Raw genomic sequence first — 18,384 nt, forward strand, 5'->3', positions numbered from 1 at the left:
TTAAACATAATTACATATCAGATTTAATATGATTTCCTCTCGGAAAGTGATCGGCCAATATCCGATACCATTCTCCGCTCTTTTTGATCGTGCGAACTTGGGTGTCATAATCGACATGAACCAGACCGAAGCGCATGCGATAGCCCTCGGCCCATTCGAAATTGTCCATCAGGCTCCAGGCGAAGTAACCACGAAGCGGGATGCCGTCCTCAATGAGATCAGCAGCCACAGCGAGATGTTCGCTATAGTAATTGAGGCGCATCTCGTCATCGATCGCGCCATCAACCACATCTGTGTTGTCGCAGGCACCGTTTTCGGTGATGTACATCTCTGGCAGATCATACCGCTGATAAAGCTGGGTGACCATGTCTGCCATGGCTGACGGATAGATCTCCCAGCCGATATCCGTCTTGGCCTCGTTGGCAAAAGGAGCGGGTTTTGTCGCCGGGAACTCCGCACCCTCTGCCGGATCGTCCGACACACGCATGGGTGTGTAGTAGTTCAGGCCCCACCAGTCGAGTTTCTGGCTGATGATCGCCAGATCCCCCTCTTCGATCACCGGCATGCGATGACCCAGCGCCTGCACGAAATCGGCTGGATACTCGCCCTTGAATACAGGATCGAAAAAGACGCCGTTGTGAAACTGGAAGGCGCGCTCTGCTGCTTGGCCATCTGCTTTGCTCTCGGAGTCCGCAACAACCGCATGGGCGTTCAGGACCAGACCCAGAGGCACATTCGGAGACACATGGCGAATGGACTCCACCGCCAGTCCATGCGCCAGGTTCGTGTAATGCAGGGCATGAAGGGCTGCATCCATATTGCGTTCGCCGGGTGCATGAACGCCATAAAGGTGGCTGAGCCAGACGGAGCACCAAGGCTCGTTGAACGTCGCCACCGCATCGAGCCGGTCGCCTAGCCGCGCCATGACAACCTTGGCATAGCGTTGGAACGCGTGGGCTGTAGAGCGTGCCGTCCAGCCCCCATCGCCCATCAGGGCCAACGGCAAATCCCAATGATAGAGCGTCGCGAAGGTCTTGATGCCGCGCGCCTTGCAGCCATCGACCAGGCGGTCGTAGAAATCGAGACCCTTCTCGTTGATGCGCCCGACGCCATCGGGAATGATCCGCGGCCAGGCAATGGAGAACCGGTAGCCCAAGACGCCCATCTCCTTGATGAGATCGAGATCTTCCTCAAGCCGGTTGTAATGATCGCAGGCAACATCGCCGTTATGCCGCTGGTAGACGCGGCCCGGCATGTTGGAAAACGCATCCCAGATCGAGGCCTTGCGCCCATCCGCCTTTGTCGCGCCTTCAATCTGGAAGGCAGCAGTGGCGACACCAAACAGAAAATCGCCCGGAAAACGGTCGGCAAGGATTTTCGGATCGATCATGAGCTTGTCCTCAGTTTCGGGCAGATGGCCTACTCAAATATTGTCACTGTCTGTGTAGACCATGGGCAGAAAGGCGTGAAGATCTTGTGCCAGGGCCCAAGATCTTCATCAGAATGGTAAACGGGAAGATCCAGCCCGGTTCTACACCTTCACCCAGGCTCCATTCTTCCTGGAGCTTTCGATGCAGGCCGTAACAAAGGCCACGCCCTTCACTCCATCATCGACGGTTGGATAAACCACGGCGGGATCAACCGTTGCGCCAGATCGCGCCGCCTGGATTGCAGCCGCCGCTTCCGAATAGATTGTGGCGAAGGCTTCCAGATAGCCTTCCGGGTGGCCGCTCGGAATACGGGTCACCCGTGAAGCTGCGGAACCGGCCCCCGCACCACCACGGGTAATCAACTGCTTCGGCTCGCCGAGTTTCGTGAACCACAGATAGTTTGGATCGGCTTGCGTCCATTCGATGCCAGCCTTCGTGCCGTAGATGCGGACCTTCAGGCCGTTCTCATTGCCTGTCGCGACCTGGCTGCACCACAGAAGCCCTTTTGCGGGCATTTCAGCCCCCTTGGCCTTAAAGCGCATCATCACATGCGCATTGTCATCCAGCCGCCGTCCTTCAACAAAGGTGTGCACATCGGCGGCCAGTTCCTCCAGTTCGAGGCCTGAAATGAAAGAACCGAGATTGTACGCATGCGTGCCGATATCGCCGGTCGAGCCGCCGACGCCGGATTGCGCCGGATCCGTGCGCCAGACCGCCTGTTTCGCACCAGTCTGCTCAACCGGTTCTGCCAGCCAGTCCTGCGGATATTCCATCTGGACGAGCCTCAGATCACCAAGTGCACCCGTTTGCACCAGTTCGCGTGCATGGCGCACCATGGGATAGCCGGTGTAGTTATGCGTCAGGATGAACAGGGCCTTCGAGTTGTCCGCGACCTCTTTCAGTTTCCGGGCATCATCCAGATTGGATGTGAGCGGCTTGTCGCAAATGACATGGATGCCCCGCTCCAGAAAAGCCTTGGCGGCGGCGAAATGCACATGGTTGGGCGTGACGATGGAGACCGCTTCGATCCCGTCCGATCTGGCCGCTTCCTTTTCGGCCATCTCTGCAAACGAACCGTAGCAGCGATCGGGATCAAGCCCCAGAGCAACGCCTGAGGCTTTCGATTTGTCCGGCGTGGAAGACAATGCTCCCGCCACAAGGTCATAGTGGTCGTCCAGCCGTGCAGCCATGCGATGCACTGCACCGATGAACGCGCCCTGCCCGCCACCCACCATGCCGAGACGGATTTTGGCAGACACTGAGTCGGATTTACTCGCTTCGATAGTCATGAAGTTCTCTCCTTGCCCGGCTTGCCTTAAAGACCCAGCATCCGTCGGTTTGCCGCGTCGTCCGTTCCACCCGAAGCGAAGTCATCGAATGCCTTTTCCGTGACCTTGATGATATGGGCCTTGACGAATTCGGCGCCTTCACGCGCACCATCTTCAGAGTTCTTGAGCGCGCACTCCCACTCGACGACTGCCCAGCCATCGAAGTCATTGGCGGTGAGTTTTGAGAAGACCGCGCCGAAATCCACCTGTCCATCGCCAAGAGAGCGGAAGCGACCGGCCCGTTCGACCCAGCCCTGATAACCGCCGTAAACGCCCTGGCGTCCGGTCGGATTGAACTCCGCGTCCTTGACGTGGAACATCTTGATCCGGTCTTTGTAGATGTCGATGTTGTCGAGATAGTCGAGGCACTGCAATACATAGTGCGACGGGTCGTAGAGCATGTTGGCGCGCGCATGATTGCCGACGCGCTCCAGAAACATCTCGAAGGTCACGCCGTCATGCAGGTCCTCGCCGGGATGAATTTCGTAGCAAACATCCACGCCCTGCTCATCGGCGAAATCGAGAATGGGCTTCCAGCGGCGCGCAAGCTCATCGAAAGCCGTTTCGACAAGACCGGCGGGACGCTGCGGCCAAGGGTAGATGAACGGCCACGCCAGCGCTCCGGAAAAGGTCGCATGCGCCTTGAGGCCGAGGTGGCGCGAGGCTTTCAAGGCCATCCTGACCTGCTCCACCGCCCATTCCTGCCTCGCCTTGGGGTTCCCGCGAACCTCCGGTGCTGCAAATCCGTCGAAGGCTTCGTCATAGGCTGGATGCACGGCGACCAGTTGTCCCTGGAGGTGGGTGGAAAGCTCCGTGACCTCGATCCCATTGTTTCGCGCGACACCCGCGAATTCATCACAGTAATCCTTGGACTCGGACGCCTTCCTGAGATCGATCAACTGACCCGCCCAGCTCGGAACCTGAACGCCCACATAGCCCTTGTCTGCCGCCCATTTAGTGATTCCGTCCCAAGAATTGAACGGTGCCGTATCTCCGGCGAATTGACCTAGAAAAATCGCAGGTCCCTTGATCGTTTTCATGCTATCTCCTCCCTGAGATCAAACTGAAACGTTACAGTAACGGCTATCCGAGTCTCATTCGACTGACAACCATAGATTATTAGAGCGGACTGATGGAGCTTCCTTCCACGGAAGCCGTCCCAAACTGGAACTGAATTGCTTCCTGTATGTGGCGGGATCTTGTTTTGACGTACCATTTCGAGAACGCGCTATTGTCCTGCTGGAGAAATTACGATAGATAGTCACCAAAATTCGCCCCACTGTATTTTCAGCATGGAATGTAGGCTTTTCGAACTCATAGATCCGCTGACCGACCTTCGGGATTGTATATTTTCGGCACAGCCCGCTGTTTGTTTGCAAGCGATTCCAGAATGGTTCGCAGTGTTTGCTTTGGAAGAACATGAATCTTGCCTGACAAAACCATAGAGTGTAGATGAAGCCATAATCGATTGCTCTGACCGTTACACTTTAGAAGTCGCTTGTTTAGCATCATGGCTTTTTCGATTTGCGAGACATCAAGGCGGATAGTCACAGGATGAATGCAGCCGGCATCGGAAGAATTATTCTCTACGCGCACGATGTTGACGCCATGGTCGCCTTTTACGCGCATCATTTCGGATTTCGGGCACGCTCGGTCCTCGGCGAAGCCATGACTGAACTCACTCCGGTCGAGGGCGGTACGGTTCTTTTGATCCAGAAGGCGGGTGACGGCCTTACCCATGGACAATCAATCCTGGAGCTTGTGTTCGATGTCGTCGACGTCGATGATTTCGTGACACGCGCAACGGAGCGCGGGCTTGCATTCTCGCCAGTGGTCCAGGCGGAAGGTTATCGTTACGCCCGGACAACAGATCCGAATGGCAACACGATCTCTGTCTCCAGCCGCGCCTTCATGCCTCGCTGATACGCGAAGGGAGATCACCCTTGCGGATGATCTCCCCGGATGTCTGATCAGACGTAACGGTTGACCACGTTTTCCAGAAGTTCCTGCTTGCCGGACTTGGGCTGCGGGTTCACGTTCTGGCTTTCCACGCGGGCGGCAATCGCCTCAAGGCTTTGCTCGCCCCTCAACATGGCCTGATTTTCGGCCTTGTCCCAACCAGCGTAGCGGGAGTTGAGCGGACCGGACAGGGCCTTGTCCTCGATCATCCTGGCAGCTGCCTTGAGGCCGCGTGCGCAGCAATCCATGCCACCGATATGGCCGATCAACAGATCTTCCGCGTCGAGAGACTGACGGCGCAGCTTGGCATCGAAGTTCGTGCCACCCGTGGTAAAGCCGCCGCCCGACAGAACTTGGTAATAGGCCAGAGCCATCTCCGGCACATTGTTCGGGAACTGGTCCGTATCCCAGCCGGACTGGTAATCATTGCGGTTCATGTCGATGGAACCGAAGATGCCGAGCGCATTGGCAAGCGCCAGTTCGTGCTCGAAGGAGTGGCCGGCAAGGATCGCATGGCCCTGCTCAATGTTGACCTTCACTTCCTTCTCAAGACCATAGTTCTTAAGGAAGCCGTAGACGGTCGCCACATCGTAATCATACTGGTGCTTGGAAGGCTCTTGCGGCTTCGGCTCGATCAGGATTGCGCCCTTGAAGCCAATCTTGTGCTTGTATTCGACCACGAGATTCAGGAAGCGGCCCATCTGGTCCATTTCCTTCTTGAGATCCGTGTTGAGCAGCGTCTCATAGCCGTCGCGGCCACCCCAGAGAACATAGTTCTCGCCGCCGAGCTTCTGCGTGGCGTCGATGCAGGTTTTGACCGTTGCTGCAGCAAAGGCGAACACATCCGGATCCGGATTGGTGGCGGCACCGGACATGTAACGGCGATGCGAGAAGAGGTTTGCCGTACCCCAGAGAAGCTTGACGCCGGTCGCTGCCTGCTTTTCGGCAAAGTACTCGACAATCTCGTTCAGGTTCTTAGTGTTCTCGGCAAAGCTGTTGCCTTCCGGGCGCACATCGGCGTCATGGAAGCAATAGTATGGCGTGCCCAGCAGCTGGAAGAATTCGAACGCCACGTCGGCCTTCATCTTGGCAGCGTCCATCGTATCCTTGAACCAGGGACGCTCGAAGGTGTTGCCACCGAACGGATCCGTACCCGGCCAGACGAATGTATGCCAGTAGGCAACGGCAAAACGCAGGTGATCTTCCATGCGCTTGCCGAGAACCACCTCGTCCGGGTTATAATGGCGGAAGGCAAGCGGGTTGGTGCTTTCCGCGCCCTCATATTTAATTTTCTGGATATTGCCGAAAAAGCCGGTGCTCATGGGTGTTTCCTCTTTGGATCGGTATTAGTTCATTGTGGATTTGATGGCCGGGTAAAGCGCGCGGTAGCGGCCATAGGCCTCTTCGTAACCTTGGGAAAGCGCGCTGACCGGTTCGACCGTCTCTGCCGTTTGCGGCGCCGTACAAACAGCCAGAGGGTCGGCACCCGTTGAAGCGATCAGACCGAGACGGGCGGCGCCGAAGGCTGCACCAAAGTCACCGTCCGCCGGAATGTCGACCGGCATGCCCAGCGCCGTCGCAATGGAGGCAAGCCAGTAGCGCGAACGCGAACCGCCACCGATGGCGGTGACACGCTCAATACTTGTGCCCGCCGATTTCAGTGCCTCGAGACTGTCACGGATCGCGAAGGTAACGCCTTCCATCACCGCTTGCGTCAAGGCAGCGCGCGAGGTTTCATGCCCAAGGCCGATGAATGCACCACGGATCTTCGCATCGTTGTGCGGTGTCCGCTCGCCCGAAAGATAGGGCAGGAAGGTCACGCCCGTCGGCGCCTGAAGCGCATCGCCCAGCTCTGCGGAAAGCTCGCCCGGCGTCTTGCCGGTAACATGCGAGTGCCAGTTCAGCGCGTCGGTCGCCGACAGAATGACACCCATCTGGTGCCACGTGTTTGGCAAGGCGTGGCAGAAGGCATGCACGGCGCTTTCCGGCTTCGGCAGATAGCTTCCATTGGCGGCAAAGAGCACGCCGGACGTGCCAAGCGAAACGAAAGCCTGCCCTTCGGATACGGTTCCCATGCCGCAGGCTGAGGCCGCGTTGTCCCCTGCTCCGCCAGCCACAATGACGCTGGAAGCCATGCCCCACTCGGAAGCAAGTTCACCACGAAGCGTGCCGCCAGCTTGCGTGCCTTCCACGAGGGACGGCATCTGCTCCTCGGAGAGATCGGTCGCAGCCAGAAGCTCGGAGGACCAGCTCCGTTTTCCGGTATCGAGCCAACTTGTGCCGGCCGAATCCGACATTTCGGAAATGTGCTCGCCAGTCAGCCACAGACGCAGATAGTCCTTGGGAAGCAGAACCTTGGCAACCTTGGCAAAGATCTCCGGTTCATTGTTCTTCACCCAGGCAAGTTTCGGAGCCGTAAAGCCTGGAAACACGATGTTTCCGGTCAGCGCCCGAAAACGCGGATCCGCATCCAGTTTAGCCGCCTCGGCATAAGAACGGGTATCGTTCCAGAGGATGCAGGGGCGAAGAACCTGATCGTCAGTGCCGATCAGGGTTGCGCCATGCATATGGCCGGAAAGGCCGATACCCTTGACCGCGCTCAAAGCCCTGCCATGGCTTGCCTTCAGCGCACCAACCGCTTCTTTCGTCGCGCTGATCCAGTGCGAAGGATCCTGCTCGGACCAACCGGGGTGAAGACGTGAGACATCGAGCGATGCATTGGCCGATGCAATCACTGTCTGGTCGGCATCGATCAACATGGCTTTTACGCCGGAGGTGCCGAGATCTAGACCAAGAAACATGGTGAGCCCTTCCCTTCTGCCATCACGGCAGATTTTCCTTCAAGAAAATGTCGATGCGGATACGTTCCTGCGCGACGACGACGCCAGCCCCATCCGCCTTCGCCTTCAGCACCCGAATGGCGCTGCGAACCTCGTGGCCGGCATCCTGGTTGAGCACCGCGTCGATATGGCCTGCCAGCAGGGCCGCGCGTGTGACGGAGGTGAGTTCATGACCGATGGTGACGGGGCGTCGCCCCGGCGGGAAGGCTGCCAGCGCCCGGATCAAACCTCGATTACCGGCACCGAAACTATAGATGCCTGCGAGCTCCGGATGATCGGCCGCTGCCTGTGAAACAAGCGCTTCGACACGAACCGGGTCATCGCCCCCTTCCACCACGGGCAGGATGCTACGCTCGGGAAACTGTTCCCGGAGCACGGACTGAAAGCCTTCCAGGCGCTCACGGTGATCCTGCACCTGCAGCGATCCTGCGACAGGCAGGATCGGGCCGTCACGGCGCCCCAGAAAACGTCCCAGCAGTGTGGCCGCCGTTCGCCCTGCCGCCAGGTTGTCGATGCCCGCATAATGGGCGCGGGAAGAGTTCATGAGGTCGGAGACGACCGTAACCGCGGCCAGTCCGCTCTCGGCAAGTCTCTCAAGCGCCTCACGCACGAGGGGATGATCGATCGCCACGAAAGCAACGCCATCCATCTGCTCCGCGCGAACGGCATCAAGGGCCGAAGCCAGGGCCTCGGCATCAAAGGCAGGCACATCGATCAGCTGAATGGAAATTCGGTCCTGCGCGGCCCAGCGACGAACCGCTTCCAGTTCGCCACGCAGACCGATCATGAAGGAATTATCATTGGCAGGAATGATGAAGGCAAAGGTGTAAACCCGGCTCTTGGCAAGATTCGCAGCGGCGACATCGCGAACGAAGCCAAGCTCGGCAACCGCCGCCTCAACCTTTTCGCGGGTGGGCGCACGAACACCCGGTCGACCGTTCAGAACACGGTCAACGGTCGCGAGGCTGACCCCCGCGCGTGCAGCGATATCGTGAACTGTCGGCTTCATGTTTCCTCCGCACAAAGGCATAGCGGAGGATTTGAGGTACGTAAATCAGAAATTTGGAAAGCTCTTGCTTTTTTAGCACGAGCGATACTGAAGGAAACGAAACGGGGCTGCCGTTAGGGACGACGGCAGCCCCGGTGCTGACGATCCGGCAGGGGTCCGGAGGGTCAGTGGGCCGCATCTGGAGGCGGTGCGGCCTTGGGACGGGAGATCATCGATACGAGCAGGATCAGGCTGCCGAACAGAATGGTCAGCCCCATGAAGACGTCGATGAAGGACATGATTGTTGCCTGCTGGCTGACCATGCCGGAAAGCTTCTTGAGCGCGGCGGTGGTGCCGTCCATGCCATAGGAATTGAAGTTGCCAGCCACATTGTTCATCCACTCCAGCGCCGCCGGATTGCCGAAGTTCACATGTTCGGACAGACGGGCATAGTGGGCGTCCGAGCGCTGGGTCAGCATGGTGTTGATGATGGCGAGCCCGACGGCCCCGCCCAGGTTGCGGGTGAGGTTGTAGAGCCCGGAGGCGTTCTGGATGCGTTGCGGCGGCAGCGTTCCAAGCGCCACGTTGTTGATCGGCACCATGCAGAGCATCAGCGAGCAGCCGCGCAGGACCTGCGGCAGGAGGAGCTCGTAGAAATCCCAGTCCGCCGTCAGGCCTGTCATGAGATAGGTGCCGCAGGCAAAGCCGAAGAAGCCGATGCCCATCATCACCCGCGGATCCATCTTGACCGACAGCCTGCCCGCGATCGGCGCTGTCAGGAACATGGCGAGGCCGGACACGAACATGGTCTCCCCGATCATCAGTGCATCATAACCGCGAATGCGCGCCAGATAGAGCGGGTAGATGTAGGTAAGGCCGTAAAGTCCCACACCCATGATGAAGGAGAAGAGCGAGCCGAAGGCGAAGTTCCTGTTGGCAAACGCCTTCAGATCCACCACCGGAAACTCCACGGTAAAGGCACGCCAGAAAAAGACGACAGCGCCCACCGTCATGACGACGGCACCGATCACGATATGCTCGTCCGAGAACCAATCCTTGTTGTTGCCCTCTTCCAGCACATATTCGAGGCAGCCGAGGAATAGCGCCATGGAGGCCAGCCCCCACCAGTCAAACCGCTTCATCAGTGAATGCTGCGGCTTGTCGAAATCGATGAAGCTCCAGGCAAGCAGCGTGACAAAGATGCCAGGCACGATGTTGACCAGGAACAGCCAGTGCCAGGAAAATGCGTTGCTGAGATAGCCGCCAACCGTCGGTCCGATGGTGGGCGCAAGCGTCGCAATCAGGCCGATGATCGGCGACACCACCGAGCGCTTGGACGGCGGGAAGATGGTGAAGGCTGCGGCGAAGACAGAAGGAATCATGCCGCCGCCGATGAAGCCCTGCAGGGCGCGGTAGATGATCATCTGCTCGATATTCGTCGCCGTTGCGCAGAGCGCGGATGCGAGCGTGAAGCCTCCAGCGCAGACCGTAAACAGAACCCGTGTCGACAGGATACGCGCCAGCGTGCCGGACAGCGGAATCATGATGACTTCCGCGATCAGATAGGATGTCTGGACCCAGGCGATCTCATCTGAGCCGGCGGAAAGACCCGCCTGGATCTCGGAGAGTGAGGCGGAAACGATCTGGATGTCGAGAATGGACATGAACATGCCGACAACCATCGCAAAGAAAGCGATCAGCTTTCTGCGGTCCATGGGAGGATCGGCGGGCATGGCGCCGGCAGTCGCGGTCATGGCGGCCATGGGAGCTCCTTCACGCAGTCCTGGCCCCTGCCGGGCTGGAGACTGCATCAAACATTAGCTGGGTGCGATGCCCGCGAGTGGATCGTGGGCATCGGAAGCGATAGCCTAGCGACTTGCCTGCGGTGCGGCGCCGGGGGCGGTGCGGACATCCACATCGGCAATGACGCTGAGGCCCGCCCGCAGACGTCCGCTGTCCAGAACGTCCTTCGGAACTGCGATGCGGACCGGAACACGTTGCACGACCTTGGTGAAGTTGCCGGTGGCGTTCTCGGGCGGCAGCAGGGAGAAGACGGAACCCGATGCCGGTGACAGCGAAACGACCGTCCCTTCGATCGGCTGGTCATCGAAGGCATCGACATGGACGCGGACCTTCGAGCCTGGCACGATGTGGCCGATCTGCGTTTCCTTGAAGTTGGCGCTGATGTAGAGATCAGACATCGGCACCAGCGATGCAAGGCGCTTGCCCGCCGTTACGAAATCACCGGTCTGAACCGCCAGATTGCCGATCGTGCCATCATAGGGGGCTTTCAGGACCGTGAAATCCAGATCGCGCTTCGCCTGATCGACCGCCAGTTGCTGAAGCTTCACCGTATTGGTGGCTTCGTTGCGCTGCGCCTTCAGAAGTTCGACATTGGCCTGCGCAGAGGTGACAGCCGCCTGCCCTGCCTTTAGGTTGGCCTGTGCCTGTTCAAGCGCGATCTGTGCATTGTCGAGCTCAGCCGTCGTGCCGACATTTTTCGATGCCAGTTCCGCAGCGCGCTTCTGCGTGATTTCGGCGCCACGGACCGTCGCCTGAAGCGCACCCAATTGCGCCTGCGCCTGCAGCACACTTGCCTCGCCGCCTGCGATCTGCGCGTCGATGCGGCTGACCGCGAGGCGAGCGCTTTCAACATTGGCCTGCGCCTTTTCCAGCGCCAGCAGATAATCACCCTGGTCGAGAGTGACGAGGGGATCGCCAGCCTTCACCGTCTGGTTTTCGATGACGTTGACCTTCTGGACATAACCGGAGACCTTCGGCGAGATCACGGCAATATCGCCTTCTACGTAGGCATCATCGGTCGAAATCAGGAACCGTCCGTCCGTCCACCAGTTATAGCCATACCATCCGCCAGCGCCCAAAAGGGCAAGAACGAGGATCGGCAACACAGGACTGCGTTTTTTCTTCTTGGCCTCGCCCGACTTCGTCGCCGCCTGCCCTGCATCTGTCGTGGGCTTTTCAGCAGCAGGCGCACCCGGCTTGGGCTCGGAACGCTGTTCCGTCTTGTCCTTGGTTTCAAGGTCTTCGGAGCCGTTGGGGGACACGACGCGGAGAGGACCGTTATTGGAAGGCGAGGTCATTGCTATCACCGTAGCTGGATGAACGATCGGATCGAACCGATCGGTTTAATGTAACTTGACATAAAACGTTCCAACCGACATATCAAGGGCAATCGAACCGATCGGTTCGAAAAGGTTAAGAATTTGGATCGTGTATGTCTGACAAACCCTACGTGGCCTGTGAAACGCCGGTTCAGTCCGGGCGATTTGCAGCCGGAGAAGATCCGGCCAAGCGAGAACAGATTCTCGATGGCGCAAAGCGCGTCTTCATGACTGTTGGCTTTGACGCCGCCAGCATGAATGACATTACACGCGAGGCAGGTGTTTCCAAAGGAACGATCTACGTCTACTTCGATGGGAAAGACGATCTGTTTCGCGCCCTGATGGAAAGAGAGCGCGGCAACATCGCTCGCTCCATGCAAGACGTTCTGGACGGCCAGACCGATGCGGCCGAAGGTCTTCAGCGCTTTGCGACGGCGTTCGCTGCACGGATCATGCGCGAGGATACGATTTCCGCCATGCGCACGATGATCGGTGTCGTTCCCCGCATGCCGAAGCTTTCGAAGCGTTTCTTCAACGCGGACAGCCTGAACGTACGCACTGTTCTGGAAGATTTCATTAGCCGACAAGTGGCGGAAGATAAGCTCGCCGTAGACGATGTGACGATGGCGGCGCGCCAGTTCATCGACCTTTCGACAGGCACTTTCTTCAAGCTTCGCCTTTTCGGAGACATGAGCGAAGCGCCGGATCAGCAGGAAATCGATGCCGTAGTGTCTGCCGCCGTGCGTGTTTTCATGGCGGCCTACGGAAAAAAATCTCAATAGAGATTGGAATAAGCTTCATACCCCTTGCGTAAACAGTGCTTCCGGCTTGATTAAGCCGATCGCTCTCCTACACTTCGTCAGCCGGCTCTCCATTACGGCGCAAGGGAAATCAGTTCATGCAAGACATAATGATGCTCGTACAGGACCCGGCTGCATGGGTCGCCCTGGTCACGCTCGTGGTCATGGAGGTTGTACTTGGTATCGACAACCTCATTTTCATCTCGATCCTGACCAACAAGCTGCCACCGGAAAACCGGGAAAAGGCGCGCAAGATCGGCATCGGCCTGGCCCTTGTCATGCGTCTCGGTCTGCTCGGCACCGTTGCCTGGATCGTACAGCTGACAAATCCGGTGTTCGAACTCTTCGGTCATGGCTTCTCCTGGAAGGATCTCATCCTCATCGCCGGTGGTCTGTTCCTGGTCTGGAAAGCAACGAAGGAAATTCACCACAATGTCGACCCGATCGATCACAAGGCAGATATGGTCGGCGGCGCCGCTGCCATGAGTTTCAGTGCAGCCATCGGTCAGATCCTCCTGCTCGACCTGGTCTTCTCCGTAGACAGCATCATCACCGCCGTTGGCATGACCCCGCATCTGCCGATCATGGTGATCGCTGTTCTGGCAGCCGTAACGGTCATGCTGGTCGCGGCCAACCCGCTCGCCAACTTCATCGAGAAGAACCCCACCATCGTCATGCTGGCGCTGGCGTTCCTCCTGATGATCGGCACGACGCTGATTGCCGAAGGCATGGGCTTCCACGTGCCCAAGGGCTACATCTACGCGGCCATGGCCTTCTCGGCCCTTGTGGAAGTTCTCAACATGGTTGCTCGCAATGCACGTCAGAGAAAGCTGAAGCGCTAGGCTCGCAGCATACGGACCGTCGGACGGTTGGAACTTTGAGCAGGTCATTGTATTGAGATGACGCGTCAAACTTCACCTCCGGCGGCATTCCGCCGCCTATCCCCATCCGGAGCGGCATGACAACTGAACAGATCCTTTCGTTCTCAGTGATTGGCGGCATGATGGCGGTCTTCATCTGGGACCGTTTTCGCTACGACGTCGTGGCCTGCTGCGCACTGGTCGTGGCCGTCGCGCTGGGCGTCGTAAAGCCCGACCATGCCTTTTCCGGCTTTTCGGATGATATCGTCATCATCGTCGGTAGCGCCCTTGTGGTCAGTGCGGGCGTGGCACGCTCCGGCATCGTCGACGTTGCAATCAAGAAGTTTTTTCCAAACCTGAATTCGGTTCGAACGCAGATGGCCCTGCTGATGATTGTCGTGGCGGTTCTTTCTGCATTCATCAAGAACATCGGCGCACTCGCCATCATGATGCCCGTGGCATTTCAGTTCGCACGGCGAGCGGGCGTTTCTCCATCGCGCTATCTCATGCCCATGGCGTTCTCTGCCCTCCTCGGCGGCCTGATGACGCAGATTGGCACTTCCCCGAACATTGTCGTCTCGCGGTTGCGGGGCGAGATGACCGGAACACCCTTCACGATGTTCGACTTCACCCCAGTTGGAGGCATTCTGACGCTCGTCGGCGTGACCTTCCTGATGTTCTTCTACTGGCTGGTTCCGGAACGGCAGAAGCAGTCGAACAGCATCGAAGAAGCGGTCGAGATTTCCAATTACGCTTCGGAGGCAACCATTACCGGTCAATCAACCATGATGGGCAAACCGCTGGCCGAACTCCTGAAGCTGGGCGATGGAGAGGTGGTTGCAACGGCTGTTCTGCGCGGCCATTCCCGCATGTCCCCCTTTCCGGATATCATTCTGCGTGAGGATGACTCCGTGCTCCTGGAGGGTCGCTCGGCGGCCCTGGAACGCGTTGTGTCCAGCGCAAAGTTGCGCCTGTCCGGCAAGGCCCTCAATGGCCCCGGCAAGGTGGAGCAGGATCTCATTTCCATAGAAGCGGTCATTTCGCACCAGTCGCCTCTTGCAGGTGTCTCAGCCCGCAATCTGGCTCTCTCCTACACTCGGGGAATAAACCTGCTTGCGGTCAGTCGTCGTGGGGAGCGGCTACGGGAGCGATTGAGTGACCTTGTGCTCAGAGAAGGTGACGTGATCGTCATGCAAGGTGCCCGCAGCACCCTGCCCGGAGTATTGCAGGATCTGGCACTTCTGCCGCTGGCACAGCAGGAAGTCATGCTCGGCACTCAACGCAGAGCTTTGTTTCCGATTATTATACTCGCACTGGCAATGATTTCCACAGCGCTGGGATATGCGCCAGTAGCCGTTGCATTTTTTGCAGCGGCGCTTGGCATGGCGGTTTTCAAGGCAGTTCCGCTGAACGATCTCTACAAATCGGTCGATGGCCCAATTCTGGTGATGCTGGGAGCTTTGATCCCGGTGTCGGACTCGCTTCGAACGACGGGAGGAAGCGAGCTTATTGCAGGCTGGCTAGGACAGGTGGCGCACAGCCTGCCGCCCTATGGCGCCATCGCCCTCATCATGATCACCGCCATGGCGGTTACTCCGTTTCTCAACAATGCGGCAACCGTGCTCGTCATGGGACCGATTGCCGTGAGCTTTGCGACGACCTTGGGTTTCAGACCGGAAGCCTTCTTGATGGCGGTCGCCATTGGCGCGGGCTCCGACTTCCTGACGCCCGTCGGGCATCAATGTAACACGCTTGTCATGGGGCCTGGCGGCTATCGCTTCTCGGACTATCCAAGGCTTGGGCTCCCGCTATCGATCCTGATCGTTCTGGTCAGCGTGCCTGCGCTTTTATGGTTCTGGCCTGTTCAATAAGGGTCGGATCTGCCAAAAATCTTGACGCTTGCGGCGGAATATGCGCTAAGGCCAGCCAATCCGATTAGTGAGGCTTGCGTCCTTCCGACGCGCCATTTCCTTTTTTGAGCAGGCACAAATGAGCACTTCCGGCGTCCGCGTCCGCATCGCACCTTCCCCAACCGGCGAGCCGCATGTCGGCACGGCCTATATCGCGCTGTTCAACTACCTCTTCGCCAAAAAGCATGGCGGCGAATTCATTCTGCGCATCGAGGACACCGATGCCACACGCTCCACCCGCGAATTCGAGCAGAAGGTGCTGGATGCACTGCGCTGGTGCGGTCTGGAGTGGAAAGAAGGCCCGGATGTCGGCGGCCCCTATGGTCCCTACCGCCAGTCCGACCGCAAGGACATGTACCAGCCCTTCGCGCAGGAACTGCTGGACAAGGGCCATGCCTTCCGCTGTTTCTGCACGCCGGAGCGCCTGGAGAAGATGCGCGAAGAGCAGCGCGCCAACGGCAAGCCTCCGGGCTATGACGGTCTGTGCCTGCGCTACTCCGCCGAAGAAGTGACGGCCAAGATGGACGCGGGCGAAGCCTCGGTCATCCGCATGAAGATCCCGACAGAAGGCGCCTGCGAATTCAACGACGGCGTCTATGGCGATGTGTCGATTCCGTGGTCTTCGGTGGACATGCAGGTTCTCATCAAGGCCGATGGTATGCCGACCTACCATATGGCCAACGTCATCGACGACCATCTGATGAAGATCACCCATGTGGCACGCGGCGAGGAATGGCTGGCATCTGTGCCGAAGCACATCCTTCTGTATCGCTATTTTGGCTGGGACGAGCCGAAGTTCATGCATCTGTCCCTGATGCGCAATGCCGACAAGTCCAAGCTCTCCAAGCGCAAGAACCCGACGTCGATCTCCTATTATTCGGCACTCGGCTATCTTCCGGAAGCGCTGATGAACTTCCTTGGCCTGTTCTTCATCCAGATCGCGGAAGGCGAAGAGCTTCTGTCGATGGAAGAACTGGCGGACAAGTTCGACCCGGACAACCTGTCAAAGGCGGGCGCGATTTTCGACATCCAGAAGCTCGACTGGCTGAACGGCCGCTGGCTGCGCGAAAAGCTGACCCCTGAAGAGTTCATTGCCCGCACCATCGAATGGGCTTCGGAAAACAGTCGTCTGACCGAAGGTCTGAAGCTCGCCCAGAGCCGCATTTCGAAGCTCGGCGAACTGCCGAACCTCGGTGGCTTCCTGCTGTCATCGGATGTAGGCCTGACACCTGCCTCCTTCGGCGGCCTGAAGACTTCGCCTGCCGAGACGCTGGAAATCATCAACACCGTTCAGGCCGATTTCGAAAAGATGCCGGAGTGGACGACGGAATCCATCGATCAGGAACTGCGGGCCGTGGCCGACAAGCTGGGCAAGAAGCTGCGTGTGGTCACCCCGCCGCTCTTCATCGCGATGTCGGGCAGCCAGCGTTCGCTGCCACTGTTTGACTCGATGGCGCTGCTTGGCCGCTCCGTGGTGCGCCAGCGCCTGAAGATCGCCGCAACTGTCGTCGCCTCCATGGTGGGTGCAGAGAAGTAATAGACGGAGCCGTCATCACTGGCGGCATTCGAAACGAAGATGGCCCCAAGAGGCAAACCCGATGACCGAACAGAAGACCGAAACCGCCCTCTCCTCCGACGCGACCGAAGTGCGCCGCCAGAAACTGGCGCTGCTGCGCGACAAGATTGGCGATGTCTATCCCGCGCATTTCCACCGCACCATGACGAATGCGGAACTCGCATCGAAATACGAAAGCCTTGAGCCTGACGTGGAGACGCAGGATATCGTCACCGTCGCAGGCCGCGTCTATTCCTCGCGCAATTCCGGCATGTTCATGGATATCCGCGATGCGTCGGGCAAGGTCCAGATCTTCAGCCACAAGGACACGACGCCTGAAGCCGCCCGCGACATGCTGTCGATGATCGATATCGGCGATATCATTGGCGTGACGGGCGTGGTGCGTCGTACCAAGCGCGGCGAGCTGACGATCAACGCGCATGAGATCACCATGCTGACGAAGTCGCTGCTGCCGATGCCCGAAAAGTGGAACGGTATTGCCGACGTCGAAATTCGCTACCGCAAGCGTCACCTCGACATCATGTCGAACGAGGAAAGCAAGCTGCGTTTCCAGCAACGCTCGAAGATCGTTTCCGGCTTCCGTCACTTCCTCGAAGGCGAAGGCTTCCTCGAAGTCGAAACCCCGATGCTGCAGACGGTTTACGGCGGCGCGACAGCCGATCCGTTCAAGACCTTCCACAACACGCTGAAGATGGACATGTATCTGCGCATTGCGCCGGAACTGTTCCTGAAGCGTACGCTGGTTTCCGGCCTCTCGGACAAGGTGTTCGAGATCAACCGCAACTTCCGCAACGAAGGCGTTTCCACCCGGCATAATCCAGAATTCACCATGATGGAATGCTACTGGGCCTACGCGGACTACGAAGACATGATGGCGCTGGTCGAGCGCCTGTTCGAGCATCTGGCAACCTCCGTCCACGGCACGACCGATGTGGTCTTTGGTGACAAAACCCTGTCCTTCAAGGGACCGTTCAAGCGCGTTCCAATGCCGGATGCGGTGAAGGAAGCAACCGGTATCGACTTCCTCTCCATCAAGACGGATGAAGAAGCACGCGCCGCCGCCAAGGCCGCCGGTTTTGAAGTCGAGAAGGACTGGACCTGGGGCGAGTGCCTGGCCTTCATCTTCGAGGAAAAGGTGGAAGGCACGCTGATCCAGCCATCTCACGTCACACATTTCCCGAAGGACATTTCGCCGTTTGCCAAGGAAGTTCCAGGCGAGCCACGTCTGGTCGAGCGGTTTGAGACCTATTGCAACGCCTGGGAAGTGGGCAATGCCTTCTCCGAACTCAACGACCCGGAAGAACAGCGTCGCCGTATGGAAGAGCAGCTGGAACAGGCGCATGCCCGCGGCGAAAAGGACAAGCAGCTGGACGACGAGTTCCTCGATGCCATCGATCAGGGCATGCCGCCCGCTGGCGGTCTCGGCATCGGTGTCGACCGCCTGATCATGCTGTTGACGAATGCGCCGTCGATCCGCGACGTGATCCTCTTCCCGGCCCGCCGCAATAAGGCCGACTGATCACGCCGTTCGAAACGCCATTGAGCAAGGCCCGCCGCAAGGTGGGCCTTTC

14 protein-coding genes are annotated in these 18,384 nt (G+C 58.5%); 6 read left to right on the plus strand and 8 right to left on the minus strand.

The genetic code is table 11. The features are described from left to right. Positions 1 to 10: 10 nt before the first annotated feature. The 3 genes from ASD54_RS16945 to ASD54_RS16955 form a co-directional block, all read right to left on the minus strand. Positions 11 to 1,390, minus strand: a complete 1,380-nt coding sequence (locus ASD54_RS16945) for a GH1 family beta-glucosidase (protein WP_062555787.1) — start codon at positions 1,388 to 1,390, stop codon at positions 11 to 13. 141 nt (positions 1,391 to 1,531) lie between these two features. Continuing rightward, the gene (locus tag ASD54_RS16950) at positions 1,532 to 2,719 is read right to left on the minus strand and encodes a Gfo/Idh/MocA family oxidoreductase (RefSeq protein WP_062555788.1); all 1,188 of its coding nucleotides are present in this window, start codon (positions 2,717 to 2,719) and stop codon (positions 1,532 to 1,534) included. A gap of 26 nt (positions 2,720 to 2,745) precedes the next feature. Further along, complete coding sequence (locus ASD54_RS16955) at positions 2,746 to 3,798, minus strand: sugar phosphate isomerase/epimerase (RefSeq protein ID WP_062555789.1); 1,053 nt, start codon at positions 3,796 to 3,798, stop codon at positions 2,746 to 2,748. A 514-nt stretch (positions 3,799 to 4,312) separates the two neighbouring features. Between ASD54_RS16955 and ASD54_RS16960 the strand changes: the two genes are divergently transcribed. Then, positions 4,313 to 4,681 carry a VOC family protein gene (locus ASD54_RS16960; RefSeq protein ID WP_062555790.1) on the plus strand — a complete coding sequence of 123 codons (369 nt, stop codon included), beginning with the start codon at positions 4,313 to 4,315 and terminating at the stop codon, positions 4,679 to 4,681. Between the two features lie 47 nt (positions 4,682 to 4,728). Here ASD54_RS16960 and xylA read toward each other — a convergent pair whose 3' ends face one another. The 5 genes from xylA to ASD54_RS16985 all read right to left on the minus strand — a co-directional run bounded on the left by xylA (position 4,729) and on the right by ASD54_RS16985 (position 11,646). Further along, on the minus strand, positions 4,729 to 6,039 hold the full coding sequence (xylA, locus tag ASD54_RS16965) for a xylose isomerase (protein WP_062555791.1): 1,311 nt from the start codon (positions 6,037 to 6,039) through the stop codon (positions 4,729 to 4,731). Positions 6,040 to 6,063: 24 nt separating this feature from the next. Then, positions 6,064 to 7,518: a xylulokinase gene (gene xylB, locus ASD54_RS16970; RefSeq protein ID WP_062555792.1), complete on the minus strand. Its 1,455-nt coding sequence runs from the start codon at positions 7,516 to 7,518 to the stop codon at positions 6,064 to 6,066. Positions 7,519 to 7,540: 22 nt separating this feature from the next. Beyond that, complete coding sequence (locus ASD54_RS16975; RefSeq protein WP_062555793.1) at positions 7,541 to 8,566, minus strand: LacI family DNA-binding transcriptional regulator; 1,026 nt, start codon at positions 8,564 to 8,566, stop codon at positions 7,541 to 7,543. A 164-nt stretch (positions 8,567 to 8,730) separates the two neighbouring features. After that, on the minus strand, positions 8,731 to 10,308 hold the full coding sequence (locus ASD54_RS16980; RefSeq protein WP_062555794.1) for a DHA2 family efflux MFS transporter permease subunit: 1,578 nt from the start codon (positions 10,306 to 10,308) through the stop codon (positions 8,731 to 8,733). A 105-nt stretch (positions 10,309 to 10,413) separates the two neighbouring features. Next, positions 10,414 to 11,646: an HlyD family secretion protein gene (locus ASD54_RS16985; RefSeq protein ID WP_062555795.1), complete on the minus strand. Its 1,233-nt coding sequence runs from the start codon at positions 11,644 to 11,646 to the stop codon at positions 10,414 to 10,416. Positions 11,647 to 11,780: 134 nt separating this feature from the next. Here ASD54_RS16985 and ASD54_RS16990 point away from each other — a divergent pair, with 134 nt between their 5' ends. The 5 genes from ASD54_RS16990 to lysS all read left to right on the plus strand — a co-directional run bounded on the left by ASD54_RS16990 (position 11,781) and on the right by lysS (position 18,332). Further along, on the plus strand, positions 11,781 to 12,449 hold the full coding sequence (locus ASD54_RS16990) for a TetR/AcrR family transcriptional regulator (RefSeq protein ID WP_062555796.1): 669 nt from the start codon (positions 11,781 to 11,783) through the stop codon (positions 12,447 to 12,449). A gap of 116 nt (positions 12,450 to 12,565) precedes the next feature. Then, positions 12,566 to 13,309, plus strand: a complete 744-nt coding sequence (locus tag ASD54_RS16995) for a TerC family protein (RefSeq protein WP_062555797.1) — start codon at positions 12,566 to 12,568, stop codon at positions 13,307 to 13,309. 116 nt (positions 13,310 to 13,425) lie between these two features. Beyond that, the gene (locus tag ASD54_RS17000; protein WP_062555798.1) at positions 13,426 to 15,198 is read left to right on the plus strand and encodes an SLC13 family permease; all 1,773 of its coding nucleotides are present in this window, start codon (positions 13,426 to 13,428) and stop codon (positions 15,196 to 15,198) included. 118 nt (positions 15,199 to 15,316) lie between these two features. Next, a complete protein-coding gene (gene gltX, locus ASD54_RS17005) occupies positions 15,317 to 16,774 on the plus strand; it encodes a glutamate--tRNA ligase (protein ID WP_062555799.1) in 1,458 nt (485 codons plus the stop codon). Between the two features lie 61 nt (positions 16,775 to 16,835). Further along, positions 16,836 to 18,332 carry a lysine--tRNA ligase gene (gene lysS / locus ASD54_RS17010; protein ID WP_062555800.1) on the plus strand — a complete coding sequence of 499 codons (1,497 nt, stop codon included), beginning with the start codon at positions 16,836 to 16,838 and terminating at the stop codon, positions 18,330 to 18,332. Positions 18,333 to 18,384 lie beyond the last annotated feature (52 nt).

It is taken from the genome of Rhizobium sp. Root149, assembly GCF_001427345.1.
GTDB lineage: Bacteria > Pseudomonadota > Alphaproteobacteria > Rhizobiales > Rhizobiaceae > Neorhizobium > Neorhizobium rhizoryzae.

Coding starts and splice junctions, on each gene's coding strand:
- ASD54_RS16960 (WP_062555790.1), top strand. CDS start 4,313: ATGAATGCAGCCGGCATCGGAAGAATTATTCTCTACGCGCACGATGTT.
- xylA (WP_062555791.1), bottom strand. CDS start 6,039: ATGAGCACCGGCTTTTTCGGCAATATCCAGAAAATTAAATATGAGGGC.
- ASD54_RS16945 (WP_062555787.1), bottom strand. CDS start 1,390: ATGATCGATCCGAAAATCCTTGCCGACCGTTTTCCGGGCGATTTTCTG.
- lysS (WP_062555800.1), top strand. CDS start 16,836: ATGACCGAACAGAAGACCGAAACCGCCCTCTCCTCCGACGCGACCGAA.
- ASD54_RS16995 (WP_062555797.1), top strand. CDS start 12,566: ATGCAAGACATAATGATGCTCGTACAGGACCCGGCTGCATGGGTCGCC.
- ASD54_RS17000 (WP_062555798.1), top strand. CDS start 13,426: ATGACAACTGAACAGATCCTTTCGTTCTCAGTGATTGGCGGCATGATG.
- ASD54_RS16980 (WP_062555794.1), bottom strand. CDS start 10,308: ATGGCCGCCATGACCGCGACTGCCGGCGCCATGCCCGCCGATCCTCCC.
- ASD54_RS16985 (WP_062555795.1), bottom strand. CDS start 11,646: ATGACCTCGCCTTCCAATAACGGTCCTCTCCGCGTCGTGTCCCCCAAC.
- ASD54_RS16950 (WP_062555788.1), bottom strand. CDS start 2,719: ATGACTATCGAAGCGAGTAAATCCGACTCAGTGTCTGCCAAAATCCGT.
- xylB (WP_062555792.1), bottom strand. CDS start 7,518: ATGTTTCTTGGTCTAGATCTCGGCACCTCCGGCGTAAAAGCCATGTTG.
- ASD54_RS16955 (WP_062555789.1), bottom strand. CDS start 3,798: ATGAAAACGATCAAGGGACCTGCGATTTTTCTAGGTCAATTCGCCGGA.
- ASD54_RS16990 (WP_062555796.1), top strand. CDS start 11,781: ATGTCTGACAAACCCTACGTGGCCTGTGAAACGCCGGTTCAGTCCGGG.
- ASD54_RS16975 (WP_062555793.1), bottom strand. CDS start 8,566: ATGAAGCCGACAGTTCACGATATCGCTGCACGCGCGGGGGTCAGCCTC.
- gltX (WP_062555799.1), top strand. CDS start 15,317: ATGAGCACTTCCGGCGTCCGCGTCCGCATCGCACCTTCCCCAACCGGC.